General features: G+C 40.9%; 5 protein-coding genes. All 5 read right to left on the bottom strand.

Annotation, left to right across the window (positions count from 1 at the left end):
* Nucleotide 1 precedes the first annotated feature (1 nt).
* Nucleotides 2–1,324, bottom strand: a complete 1,323-nt coding sequence (locus B4Q04_RS13945; protein ID WP_013996015.1) for a Gfo/Idh/MocA family protein — start codon at nucleotides 1,322–1,324, stop codon at nucleotides 2–4.
* Nucleotides 1,321–3,150 (bottom strand): arylsulfatase, encoded by a 1,830-nt coding sequence (locus B4Q04_RS13940; protein WP_088697177.1) that lies wholly within the window; start codon nucleotides 3,148–3,150, stop codon nucleotides 1,321–1,323. The genes B4Q04_RS13945 and B4Q04_RS13940 overlap by 4 nt, the downstream gene beginning before the upstream one ends.
* 10 nt (nucleotides 3,151–3,160) lie before the next feature.
* On the bottom strand, nucleotides 3,161–7,366 hold the full coding sequence (locus B4Q04_RS13935; RefSeq protein ID WP_161496069.1) for a two-component regulator propeller domain-containing protein: 4,206 nt from the start codon (nucleotides 7,364–7,366) through the stop codon (nucleotides 3,161–3,163).
* A 198-nt stretch (nucleotides 7,367–7,564) separates the two neighbouring features.
* Nucleotides 7,565–10,909 (bottom strand): FG-GAP-like repeat-containing protein, encoded by a 3,345-nt coding sequence (locus B4Q04_RS13930; protein WP_088697139.1) that lies wholly within the window; start codon nucleotides 10,907–10,909, stop codon nucleotides 7,565–7,567.
* Nucleotides 10,910–10,928: 19 nt separating this feature from the next.
* Nucleotides 10,929–14,279: a VCBS repeat-containing protein gene (locus tag B4Q04_RS13925; protein WP_088697138.1), complete on the bottom strand. Its 3,351-nt coding sequence runs from the start codon at nucleotides 14,277–14,279 to the stop codon at nucleotides 10,929–10,931.
* Between the last annotated feature and the right edge of the window lie 49 nt (nucleotides 14,280–14,328).

Below are 14,328 nucleotides of genomic sequence, written 5' to 3'. Positions count from 1 at the left end.
CTTAGTACTTTCTATTCTTTCGACTTTTCATTTTATTCGCCTCCTTATCCCCTATGAATTTTTCCTTAGCAGGATCCCATTCAAGGGTTCGACCTAATTGATAGGCTATATTGCAGATATTGCCCACGGTTGCGGAGCGGTGGCCAATTTCTACATCGGCAATCAGTGGGGTTTCGTTTTTTATGGCATCTATCCAATTTTGATAGTGGTTTCCCCTTGATTTCATATCCTCCTTTTCACTCATTTGCGATTTTAGAATACTTGGTGGATCGGTTTCGAGGTAGCTTCTACTTATATCGAGACTGCCTTTGCTTCCTATAAAGCGTACGCCCCATCCCCTACCGAAGTCTTCATGTACCATTTCTATTCCATTTTCATAGAACATTCGCATTCCTCTTACCGCATTTTTATCGGCTGGGGGTACAAATTTTACCGGACCACTGCGGTCCATTCCCAATCCCCATTGCGCTATATCGAACATATGGGCGCCCCAATCGGTCAAAATTCCACCGCCGGTCTCATTAAACAGGCGCCAATCGGGAAAAAAGGCTTTACTTTCAGGAGGGGATAACCTTTGGTTGTAAGGCAATAAAGGTGCCGGTCCACACCATTGGTTCCAATCTACTTCAGCGGGTACAGGCTCTGATGGCATATTAAAAGGAACCGCAGGATCTCCTACGTTTACGAGTACTTTTTTAATATCGCCCAAGTGACCCTTTTGCACTATTTCGGTCGCTTTTTGAAAAGTGGCCCATGAGCGTTGCATGCTTCCGGTCTGCAAAACCTTTCCGGTCTTCTTTACGGTTTCCACCATATCGATACCCTCTTGGATCTTCAAGGTCAGTGGTTTTTCGCAATACACATGCTTACCGGATTTCATGGCCCCTATAGCTTGAATCGCATGCCAGTGGTCAGGGGTCGCGACAATAACGGCATCGATATCGTCCCTCCCTAAAATTTCAAGGTAATTGCCCGTGGTCGTTATGCCCTTGTAATTGCCTTGATTTCGTTTTTCGGCATATAACTTACTTACATGGGCCTTGAACCAATTGTTCTTGGTTGTCCATACATCAGCACCGGCAACGATCTGGGCTTGGTCGGTATGTACCATAAAGGCATTGGACAGGGTTATACTCTGCTTCCCTAAGCCTATATATCCTAAATTAACCTTATCGCTCGGAGGAACAAAGCCCCTTCCCAATACGTGCCTTGGCACTATGCTGATGGCACTGGCCACCAAGGCCGTCTTTGAAATAAAAGCTCTTCGAGATAATTGTACCTGAGGCTTTAAATTTGATTTACTGTTGGTTCGGTCTGGTTTCATAAAGTACTTTTTTTATTGATCTCAATATAATAAGCTGGCATTTTAGCCCCTTCTTCCGTAAAGAAATTGCTTTGTAGTCTATAGCTGCCCTTCTCTAGTTTTCCTTCCAACAAAACAAAAGGGGCTTCCATATTTACATCTGCCTTAACCTCAAAATCACCAAGCTGTACCGCGGCACTTTCAAAGTTCAAACTTCTCCCTGCAGGCAACTCATCCATCGAATAGGATTCCGATATCCGATCTGCCGCAGCGTTCAATGCCAAGTCCGATTCCGGTGCGTATCGGTAGAGTTTAAACTGGTAAAGTCCGTCTTCGACCACCTTTATACTATAATAACCATCGGGAGCGAACTCCCCTTGGCGAATTTGAACTTGGTTCCAAGGTATATTATCATCGGTATGCATATCGTGGACCGTAATCGTTACCGGATTGGCCTTCGGGTCACCTAAAGGGATCTCCGCATAACGCATTTCCGGTTCTATGCTCGACCACCATTGATCGTAATATGCCTTCATTTTCTTTACCACCTCGGGGTGCTCCTCGGCTATGTCGTTTTTTTGTCCGGGATCCTCAATAATATTATAGAGCTCGGTACCATCTATCAAACGCCATTCCGTGGTCATCACGCAACTATTTTTTCCCTTTATGGGCCACTGGCCCCGTTGGGTGTCTATGACCAACATTCGGTCATCTTCCTTTTTTCCTTCCAATAAAACAGGGGCCACGTTGGCACCATCCAAAGGTTTATCGACTTCAAAGGGAATACCGCTCAAATGTGCCAAAGTAGGCAATAAATCTACATTGGCTACCAACTCGTTGTTCACCGAGCCCTTTTTGATATCGCCGTCAGGCCAACTGATAAAAAACGGCACTTTATGGCCTCCGTCATAATGGCTGCCCTTGGTGCCCTTCAAACCTGCATTGTACCCTGTAACATTTCCGTCTTTATCGGTTTTGATTCCGGCCGCCGTACCATTGTCGGTGGTGTAAATAACAATAGTATTATCGAATAGTTTCCTATCCTTCAAAAACCTTACTAATTTACCAAAGTTCTCATCTATATTGGAAATCATTCCATAAAAACGTTTTTGGTAATCGGCCAAGGGTTCGTTTTCATACATTTTTGCGTAGGACTCGGGTACGTTAAAGGGAGAATGCGCAGCATTCAACGGAAGATAGAGAAAGAAAGGTTCATCTTCAGTCCGCTGTATATGTTTGATGGCTTCGTTAAACCAGACATCCGTACAATACCCTTCTAATTTCACGGGCTCGCCGTTTCTAAAATAGGTATCGTCAAAATAGGTGTTGTTCCAATAATCCGGGGTTTGCTGTACCCCTCCGCCACCATTGTACAAGGCGTGCTCAAACCCTCTATCATGGGGACGGAAAGGGTAATTATCGCCCAAATGCCACTTACCGAACATGGCGGTATTATACCCGCCTTCCTTAAAGACCTCTGCCATGGTTTTCTCGTCTTCCAGTAAAATGGAACACCCCGCTATGGTGTGCCAAGCGTTGTTTCTATTGCCATTTCTACCCGTCATAAGTCCCGCCCTACTTGGTGCACAGGTAGTACCCATGTGAAAATTGGTCAATTCAAGGGACTCTTTGGCAAAAGCATCGAGGTTTGGGGTTTTGATATACGGATTTCCGTGGGAGGCCAAATCGCCATAACCTTGGTCATCGGCAAAAACAATAATGACGTTCGGTTTTTCTTTAGGCCCCTCAATTTCCGGGGCAGAATCGGATTTCTTTTTCTGCCCGCAGGACAGTGTCAAGATCAAACAAACGAAACTCAAGAGCTGTGTAAACGATCTATAGGTCATACTAAAGTTTTTAAGAAGTGGTATTTTTTTTGTTTTTAAGTTGGGCAACATACTCACTAGGTATGACACCGAATTGTTTTTTAAAGCATTTTGAAAAATACGAGGCGGTATTGAAGCCGGTTTTATACATAATCTCCTTTACCGAAAGATCGCTTTGTTCAAATAGTTGAACCGCGCGTTTCAGGCGTATGTTACGAATGAATTCACTTGAAGACAAGCCCGTTATCTCTTTGAATTTCATGTAGAGGTTACTACGGCTGTAGCCCATTTCCTTTACCAGCATCTCTACGTTGAAATCTGTGTTCATCATATGTTTCTCTACAATTTCAATAGCCGTTTGCAAAAAAGATTCATCGACCGAAGTAACCGCAATTTCGGCCGGTTGTAAGGTTATATTACGGGTGAATTGCTTCCGAAGTTGCTCACGATGCTTAAGGATATTCCCCAGGGTAAGCTGAAGGAGCTCCATATCAAAAGGTTTTCTGATATAGCCTTCCACTCCTATCTTCAAGTTTTCTATTTCGCTTTCTTGCGATGCCTTTGCCGTTAACATTACCACGGGAATATGACTCGTTTCCTTATCGCTTTTTAGCGATTTACAAAACTCCGTACCGTCCATTATGGGCATTAAAATATCGGTCAAGATAATATTGGGCATAATATTCTTGGCTACTTTAAGCGCCTGTTTGCCGTTTTCCGCCTCATAGATAACATAGTCGCTCTCGAGCCCCTGTTTTACCAAGGTTCGTATGTCGGCGTTATCGTCTACCACCAATAGAATAGGCTGCTTAGGCCTTGACTTTGATACATCGGCATCTAGAATTTCATCGTTGATACCGATGGCGAAAGATTCGGTCTCGGAAGAGCGCACCAAAAAGTCGCTTTCAGAAACCTCTTTGATACTTACCTCCGGAATATTCATATAGACCGCTTTGTCAACGGGAAGCCTCACAATAAAATCCGTGCCCTTGTTGGGTTTGCTCTTAACGACAATTGAACCCTGGTGCAGTTCGATCAGGTTCTTGGTGAAGGATAAGCCTATACCTGCCCCCTGAAGGTTTCTTCTGTCTTTTTTATCTTGGGTATTAAAGCGTTCGAATATGGTGTTCACCCTATTTTCGGCAATACCATAACCCGAATCGCGTACTTTTATGATCACATTTTCACCTTGGTCATTCTTAACTTCGCCTTCCGTAGCTATTTCCACTGTGATCCGACCACCATCAGGGGTGTATTTAAACGCATTGGAAAGCAAGTTGTTCATTATTTTCTCTAAGGCATCGTGGTCGAACCAAGTCTGAAGCGATTCTTGGTCAGCCTGGATCGTAAACTCAATATTTTGCTTATGGGCGAGAAACTGAAATGGCTGGCCTACCTCTTGTATAAACTCTACAATATTGCTATTACGGACTACCAAATGCATTTTGCCTTGGTCTATCTTTCTAAAGTCTAATAGTTGATTGACCAGTTTTAATAAATAGTTGGTGTTTTTGTACATAATATTGTACTGCTCCTGCACCTTGGTCCGGCTTACCTTGTCCCCATCCTTTCGTAAATACTCCAGTGGGCCCTTGATCAAGGTGAGAGGGGTTCGGAACTCATGGGAAATATTGGTAAAAAACTCGAGTTTTACCCGCTGCATTTCTTCCGATTTCTCCTTTTCCAAATGATCGAGTTCCAATTGGTGCTTTTCACTCGTTCTGATAAAAGTGTACCTCCAAAACAACCATAGCATGCCCAATACCAATGCACCATAAAACAAATAGGCCGCTGAGGTTTGCCAAATGGGCGGGGTAATGGTAATCTGTATTTGCGAAGGTGTTTCATCCCAAAGACCGTCATTATTGGAAGCCTTGACCTTAAAGACGTAGTCACCCGGTTCTAGGTTGGTATATGTAGCGAAACGCTTGTTCGAAGTAGTCTGCACCCAGTTGGGATCAAAGCCCTCTAACATATAGGCAAATTTGTTTTTTGAAGGTGCCGCGTAGTGCAATGCGGCAAATTCAAAGGAAAAATTGTTCTGTCGGTAGCCCAGTTCTATATTCTTGATTTTATTGATGCTTTTATCGAGTATGACCTTACCGTCAAGTTCGGCCCCCACTTTTACGGATTCGTTCGAGACCAGCATATCGGTAATAACGGTTTCGGCCAAGTGTTCGTTATCCCCGATATCTTCGGGATAGAAGGCATTAAAGCCATTGATACCCCCAAATAGCATCTCACCATCGGCCCGTTTTACGCAAGCCAATTCTTGAAATTCATTATCTTGAAGGCCGTCGTTTTCATTATAGTTTTTAAAGGTTTCTTTTTCCGGATTGAATTTAGACAAGCCCATATTGGTTGAAAGCCATAGGTTAGTTTCACTGTCTTCCAGAATTCCCTTGATTACGTCGTTCGGAAGTCCATCTTGAACGGAATAGGAAATAAAACTATCCGTCTCACCATTTTCCCCGGGAACAAATTTATTTAGGCCTCCGCCAAAGGTTCCAATCCACAATTCACCCTCAGTGCTTTCGTACAACGAGAGAATATAGTTATGGCTAAGGGACTTAGGGTCTTCAGAATTGCTTTTATAGGTCTCGAACTTAGGATGTTTTTTATACCGTTCAATAGCCTTAACGACACTTAAGCCATCGCCCGTGGCAAACCAAATATTGCCGAACTTATCCTCTAAAATGTACCTGACAATGTTACTTGGCAACACATGGGCCTGTTTTGGGTAACTTTTGAAGGTAGTCTTGTCATAGCCTTTCCCATCTTCCTTTTTAATCCATCGTTGCACTCCGGAAGTATAGGTGCCTATCCATATATTTTCATCGGAATCGTTCAATAAGCTGAACACCCCGTGCATCAATCCTTGGGGACGTAGATCAGATTCTTTTATTTGGCTTGGGTCATCAATGTTCAGCAAATAGAGTCCGGGAGTACTTTCCGCCCCTATGAACAAGGTTTTCTTATTGTCGAGAACAGTTTCGGTGATAGCAAAGGTTCGTGAAATAGAGCTAAAGCGCCTAAACTTGTCGTAATTCCCATCATCATCCTGTTTTGTCAACATATTCAAGCCGCCGCCTTCCGTCCCGACCCATATGGTACCGTTACTATCTTCATACATGGCCCTGATCTTGTCATAACTCAAACTTTGGGGGTCAGGACTATTCCTGACGTGCAAAAATTGCTTTCTTCCTGGATCAAAAGTGTTTACTCCTCCCCCATTGGTTCCGACCCAAACGATGCCGGTCTTATCAAGGTACAAAGATTTAATGATGTTCTTGCTGATACTCCCCGAATCCCTGGAATCATAGGTAAACCGTTTAATGAATCGGGGCAATTTTTCAGGTGAGGCATTTTCGAAATAAAAAAGTCCTTCATTTGAACCTACCCAGAGGTGATTGTTATTATCGACCAAAATATTATTGACATTATTATCATGTATTTTTGCCAACTTCAGTCCATTTCCTTTGACTTGGCAAAACAAGCCTACGTCCGTCGCTATGATCAGCCGGCCCAGATTATCCTCTTTGATATCCCTCACAATACAATCGGGAAGCCCTAATGATTTATTGATATTTCCGAAGTATTCATTTCCGTTGGGGTCTTTTTTCAGCTTGAACAGACCTGTAGCCCCACCGACCAAAAGTTGCCCGTTCTTATCTTCATAAATTGAATAGATCGAACTACCGTCCCAACCAATAATAAAGGGATCTTGTTCAGAATTATAGTGTTGGAATTTAAGATGATCTATAGGAAGGGAAAGGTCTACCATATTAAGGCCGTCTTTCTCCCCGACCCACAAACGATTTTTGCTATCCCTATACAATGCAGTAACATAATTGCCAATGATACTTGATACATCTTCTTCGTTATAGGTAAAGGTCCTGAAATCGCCTGTAGAAGCATTATAGAAATTAAGTCCGCTTCCGGTCGTTCCCACCCAGAGGTTCCCTTCGTCATCTCCGCTTATTGCCGAAATCAAGTTGCTACTGATACAGTTCGGTTTAATAGGACTGGGATTATAGACCGTGAATTTATAACCGTCGTATTTATTGAGTCCATCATGCGTAGCGAACCACATAAAGCCCTGCTTATCTTGATAAACCGCATTAATATCGCTTTGGGAAAGACCGTCACTAGTAGTTATATGCTTAAAGCTTATGTGGTTTTGGGCGTTACCCAACAAAACCCAAAAAAACATTAAAAAGTAAAATAACTTATCCAAAGGTTTTGTTTTCATAAAATATTGACGCGGTCTTCTAATTCTATTTGAAATATAATATCCCACCTGTTTACCTATTAGTTAGCGTTAGATTTACTTTCCCGGTTTTTGGATTATTATTTCAATCTAGCAATTTAAGCGTAGTTCTAAAAATTAGGAATGTCAAAGTACAATATTTTAAGTCTTTATAAGTAAAACCGCCTACTTCAAAAATTCGAACAATTGAAGAGGACCGTCATTATTGGCCCCTACGAGAAACTCTTGCCCTCCTATATCCATTCTTTTGAGATTTTTCAAATCCCCATTAAGTTTTAAACCGGTCATCGTCAATGGTTTTAGCGAATATTTTCCCGAGTGCAAAACACCTTCCATAAAAAGACCCGATCCGGCATCGTTTCTCGGAGTCTCTACCTCTGCGGAAAATAAATTACCTGCAACGACCACATCTTTAACGCCATCTTCATTAAAATCCTTGACTACAATTGAATTTACCGATGACAGCTGGGCCATATTCGGCATTGGTTGAATCTCAAAAGAACCGTTGCCCTCGTTTATAAAAAATGATGAGGCAAAGGTTTTTGCTTTTTTGTGAAGCACATCTTCGGTATTCTCAATATTATACACTTCAAAAAAGTTTGCCTTTGCAAAAGCATCATACGATTTAAACTTTGCTTTTAAGGCAGGAACTTGTTCTGTGGAACATTGTTTCCCTCGAACAGGATACAATGTATTGTTTTCATAGTAGCCCAGTGCCAAATCATTTGACCCGTTATTGTCAAAATCGGCATAATATACTTCAAAGGGCGATTTTTCCGTTGCCTTATATTTGTAATTGAGCCCTAAATTTCCTGCCATATAATCATCATCGCCATCACCATCCAAATCAGAGGCTATTATACTGTACCACCAACCTTCGGTATTTTTTAAAGACTCTATATTTTTCTTTTCAAAACGTTCTCCAACGCGTTCAAACACGGTTATAGGCATCCATTCCCCTACCAAGATAAAGTCAATTTCCCCATCGCCATTATAATCTGTCCACACCATATCGGTGACAAGACCTACATTCTTTAATTGAGGCGCCACGGTAGCGGTTACATCTGTAAATGTGCCCTTTTCATTGTTTAAAATAAGACTGCCGGCCGATTTAGGATAGTCCCAAGGAGTTAGCCGACCTCCTACAAATAAATCAAGATCGCCATCACCATCATAGTCGTACGGTTCTATTGACATTCCACTTATACCGATTTTAGGAAGCGCATCCTCATTTTTATCAAAAGAGCCATTTCCGTCGTTTATATATAATCGATCCTGATAAAAAAGGGAATTTTCAGCTTGTTCGTTTCCTCCGCTAACCACATAAAGATCTAAGTCTCCGTCATCATCGGCATCAAAAAATACGGCCCCAGTGTCTTCGTGCAGCCTATCGTCTTCAAAAGCTTTGGACACCCTTCGTTCAAATCGTCCGTTTTTTACTTGAAAAAATAATTCTCCTTTTTGGTCCATTGCGCCGCCAACGTAAAGATCGTCCAATCCATCTCCATTTACATCACCTATGGCCAAGGAAGGGCCAAATTTAGATAACTGATGAGGTAAAAGCACCTGTTTATCAAAATCGTTGAATTGGTTTTCCTTATGTTCAAAATCCAGACCTAAACCATGTGTTTCCCTAAACAATATTTTTTTCTTAGGCAAAAATCGAATTTGCGACTGTGTAGCCTGTGCTTCTGAAGCTTCTATAAGTTGGTTTACCTTTAAATCCGTAAGAATCTGTTCTTTTCCACTGGCCCATTTAATTTGCAAGGTGTCGATTTTATCCATTTTTCCAAGGCCAAAATGAACTATAGGCTCAACGGAAGAAAGATAACCTCTACTGGGCATCATCTCTTGGTATTGGTTTTTACCACTGGCCGATAATCTAACCTTAGCGCCAATACCAAATGTATTGCCCTGCTCCCCTTTTAATCTGATACGCAGATAATTGTTGTCTTCGATTTTGTTTTCCACAATCATAGACATTCGATCCAGGTTGTTGATGACCATGTCTAGATCGCCATCTAAATCTAAATCGGCATAGGCCGCCCCATGCGTAAAGCCGTAATAAGACAAACCTTGTGGGTCTATGTCTTCGGAAAAAGTCAAATCACCATTATTGACAAAAACCTTGTTGCTAACCGGTTCTACCGGCATATTTTTAGTTAGAAGGTAACGTTCACTAGGGGCTATCTGACCTGATTCGATAGCTGCGGCTATTTTTAGTTCATAGTCTTTATTGTTGACGCTTCTCCTCATACCATTGGTTATGAAGATATCTTTCCAACCATCATTGTTCAAATCCGCAAAGAGGGCAGACCAGCTCCAGTCGGTATTAGAAACACCAGCCAATTCAGCGATATCACTAAACGAATCGTTGCCATTATTCATTTGAAGGCTGTTTCTCATATATTGATAATGAAGCCCCAATTCTACGGCTTCGTGGAAATACTCGGGTCGCATGGACGACATGTTCCGCTTTTTACCAAAATTTGATGAAGACATCATATCGGCCTGTAAAAGGTCTATCCAACCATCATTATTAAAATCGGCCGCATCTGATCCCATACCAAAATTGGAGGTGTGATTGGTAAATTTCTTAACCTGGTCTTTAAATGTTCCGTCTTTTTGGTTGATGTACAAAAAATCAGGTGAATTGAAATCGTTAGAAACGTAAATATCGAACCAACCATCATTATTAAAATCTGAAACACTAGCATTTAAGCTCAAACCAAAATTATAAATCCCCGACTCTTTAGTGACATTTTTGAATTTACCCCCACCTACATTCTCATATAATTGATCACTTTCTTCCATGGTGGCGGATGTCTGCTTCTCAACATAAAAAGCATTAGAGCTTTGAAATTCAGCGGGGGGGTACGACGCCAAAAACATATCTAGGTCCCCATCTTTGTCATAATCGAAGAAAGTAGCTTGATTGGAAAAACCGGCATCATCAAGCCCAAATTCTTTTGCGCTTTCGGTAAAGGTTGTGTCCCCATTGTTTATAAACAATAAATTTCTCTTATCAGGAGATGGCCCACTTACACATACATAAATATCCAAAAAACCATCGGCATTAACGTCTGCCATTGTTACCCCGCTAGACCATCTAGGCTTCTCTTTCCCCCCGATATGTGCTGCATTTGAAATATCGGAAAATTTAAAATTTCCCGTATTGAGATACAGTTTGTTTTCTACCCCATTTCCAACAAAGAAAACATCTGGCAACCCATCGTTGTTGATATCGCCCACGGCCACCCCAGCACCGGCATACATATAAGGAAAATTAAAATAATTCAGATTTTTAGATTCTTTTAATTCGTTGGCGAAAGTAACCTGTGTTTGCTCCTTTAGCTTCACTTCAAATTTCAATGATTTATCGACCTGAACCCTTTCTTGCTGCTTTTCTTCCTTGGCTTGCTTTTTTTCCGTAGTGCAGTTCCACATTAAAAACAGCGTCATTATTATAAAAACACCCTTGCCCCGAACTAAACTCAAATCTTGTCTCATAAATAATGCCTCTTAAAGATTACAATGTTGTTTTAAAGAGCCTTAAGATGTTATCGTTAGTGGTCACCAGTATTCCTTTTTTACCGTTGGCGATTTTCACTTGCTGTATATCCTTTACGTTATAGGGAATAAAAAAACCGCTTTGCGCAGGTTTAACCGCTTGAAAGCTCTTTGGCGAACTCCCCATAAATACAAAACCAGGTGATGCATCGGCCCGGGTAGTTTCAATCTCTACTTCAAATTTATTGCCGCCCAAAAGAATATCTTGAATACCATCATCATCAAAATCATCGCATACAATACCGTTCACTGTAGAAAACTGTGCTTCTACCGGTAGTTTGTGCATCTTAAAGCCTTGACCCGTATTCTCTAAGATAATAGAAGAAAAAATATGCGCCTCATAGCGAGTGGCGTCCATTATTTTATCGCCTAATATCGTAGGTAAATCAGCTTTTGCAAACCCTTCGTAGGTCTTGAATTTTTTACTCAAACTAGGAATTTGCTGACTTGAACATTCTTTCCCTCTAATAGGAACGAGGTTATTCTTTAACTTTTTCGCTAAAAAAATATCGTTGGTACCATTACTATCAAAATCATTGGCAAATACATAGAAGGGTTTTTCATCTGATGCCGTGAATTTGTAGTTCTCACCTAAATTGCCAAAAATCAAATCTTGATCACCATCTTTATCATAGTCCTTAGCAATGACCTTGTTCCACCAACCACTAGTTTTCCCTAAATTGAATTGCTCGGTAATGTTCTTTAATTTACCCTCAACGATTTTAAATATGGTAATAGGCATCCACTCACCCACTACGATCAATTCTTTAGTGCTATCATTATCTATATTAGCCCAGACCGCACTAGTAACCATACCAACCCCTAAAAGTTCGGGAGCATTCGATTCGGTGATATCGACAAGCACTCCGCCATCGTTTCTCAACCAGTGGCTATTAGCCGATAATGGATATTTACCCGGTGTTTGTCTACCTCCAACAAAAAGATCTAAATCACCATCGGAATCAAAGTCATACGTAACAACGCAAGACCCACTCTCCGTTATTTCAGGAAGATTCTCCGAGCGGACAAATTTTCCTTTTCCATTGTTTACATATAGGCGGTCTTGGTAATTCTTGGAGTTGATTTCATTCTCACTTCCCCCGCTTACCACATACAAGTCTACATCACCATCGTTATCCACATCAAAAAAAGTGGCTCCCATATCTTCATATTGTCTATCGGATACAAAAGTTTGATTTGGCAAAGCCTTGAATTTTCCTTTATTATCTTGAATATATACTGCTCCGGATTGCCCCATAGCTCCCCCTACGTAAAAGTCCTCCAATCCATCGCCATCGATATCCGCAACAGAGACAAATGGTCCGAGTCTAGACATTTGATGTGGTAACAAAATCTGGTTTTCATAATCGTCAAAAGTGTTTTCCTTATGACGAAAATTAGACCGAATATCCGCAGTAGTTTCCACAAAAAGGGTCTGTTCTATTTTCTTAGAAGGCTCTTCTGTCGCTGCCTCCCTGTAACGAACCTCTATTTCCTTATTACTCTCGACATTCGTCAGCGTATTTACTTTTTTATCGGGCCAAACCACCCTAATTTGGTCGATTATTGCAACTTCCCCCAGTCCAAAATGCACTACGGGCTCCACAGATGACAGATAGCCCCTAGTTACCTTGAAGTCATGATATTGTACTTGATCTCCGTACATCAACTCAACCTTTGCCCCTATACCCTGTGGATTTTTTTTCGGTCCGTTCAATTTGATTTTTAGATAGTTCTTATTTGTTTGCTCATCTAGTTTGTTTTCATAAACGAATGCAATATCCTCAAGGTTATTTATGACCAAATCTAAATCACCATCGTTGTCCAAATCTGCAGTAGCCGCCCCATTCGAAAAACTTTTTTGCTCTAGGCCCCAATCGACCATTTTCTTGTCAAAAGTTAGATCGGCGTTATTACTGAAAATATAATTTGAAAGTTTTGTAGTAGGATAAAGATCTAAGATATTCTTTAGGTTCTGCTCATCTGAGTTTTGCCTGACCGCATTACTGTTGATGTAGTTAAAAAACCTTTTGGTGGCATCTTTATCGGTAACATCCCTTCGGTAACCGTTGCTAATAAAAATATCACGATAGCCATCATTATCGAAATCGCTTCCAAGGCAAGACCAGCTCCAATCGGTCTTTGCAATACCTGCCAATTGGCCAATTTCACTATAGAAACCATTACCTTCGTTCAAATGCAACATGTTATGCATATATTGGCTGTGATACCCCCTATCAATAATCTCCCTATATTTTTCTAAATTCATCGACGCCATGGTCGTCTTACTCCGAACATAATTCTCAGAGACCATATCAAGCGCCAAAATATCTTCAAAGCCATCATTATTGAAGTCTACCACATCAATTCCCATTGAATAAAAGGAAGTGTGATTAGTGAATTTCTTGATGCTTTCCTTGAATTTATTATTTCCCTGATTGATGTACAAATAATCGGATTGTTCGTAATCGTTGGTTACGTAAATATCTGTTAGTCCGTCATTATTGGCATCAAGAGTGCTAACTCCCAATCCATAGCCATAGTTATTTACAATTCCTGCCTTTAGGCCTATCTCTCGAAATGTATTGTTTTTATTTAAAAAAAGTTTATCCCGATACAGGTCGTTGTTTTCCCGTTCCCCTTTATTCAACTCTTCAACCGTCTGAAAAAACAATTCTGGTCGGTTGGTAAGATACATATCAAGGTCGTTATCGTTATCCATATCAAAGAATACCGCTTGAACCGAAAATCCCTTATCGGCCAAACCATACTTTTCGGCTTGCTCAGAGAATTTCATATTACCATCATTGATATACAGTAAATTTTTTCTTTCCGTATCGGTATCCTCAAACCCTCCGCGACAGATGTAAATATCTAAAAAACCATCATGGTTTATATCGATCATATTGATTCCTGTATGCCAGCCCTCACCACCACCTACGCCAGCAGATTCGGTTATGTCCTCAAATTTGAAATTGCCCTTGTTGAGATATAATTTATTGGATTCTTCATTAGATGAAAAATAGATATCGGACAGTCCATCATTATTTATATCCCCAATAGCCACACCACCTCCGTTATAGACATAATTAAAATGAACCACATAGTTCTTCAGGTTCTCTTCAACGTGGTTCTTAAACTTGATCCCTGAACTATCAGGGTGAACCAGTTCAAAAAGTGTTTCTTTCTTTTCTATTTTGTTGGAAAGGGTAACCGTATCACCTCTTTTCTCTTTTTTACAACCGAAGAACAGGGCCACAAATAGGATAACTATACTCATCGATACATCAACAGACACTTTATGCTTCATAAACTAAAACTATGTATAAAAAAGAAATATAACCTATATACCCTTTGTA

It is taken from the genome of Zobellia sp. OII3, assembly GCF_002211465.1.
Lineage (GTDB): Bacteria > Bacteroidota > Bacteroidia > Flavobacteriales > Flavobacteriaceae > Zobellia > Zobellia galactanivorans.
This window is presented reverse-complemented; position numbering and strand designations above follow the sequence as displayed.

Excerpts from the sequence above, each read along its gene's own strand:
- B4Q04_RS13945 (WP_013996015.1), bottom strand. The coding sequence starts at position 1,324 with ATGAAACCAGACCGAACCAACAGTAAATCAAATTTAAAGCCTCAGGTA.
- B4Q04_RS13940 (WP_088697177.1), bottom strand. The coding sequence starts at position 3,150 with ATGACCTATAGATCGTTTACACAGCTCTTGAGTTTCGTTTGTTTGATC.
- B4Q04_RS13930 (WP_088697139.1), bottom strand. The coding sequence starts at position 10,909 with ATGAGACAAGATTTGAGTTTAGTTCGGGGCAAGGGTGTTTTTATAATA.
- B4Q04_RS13925 (WP_088697138.1), bottom strand. The coding sequence starts at position 14,279 with ATGAAGCATAAAGTGTCTGTTGATGTATCGATGAGTATAGTTATCCTA.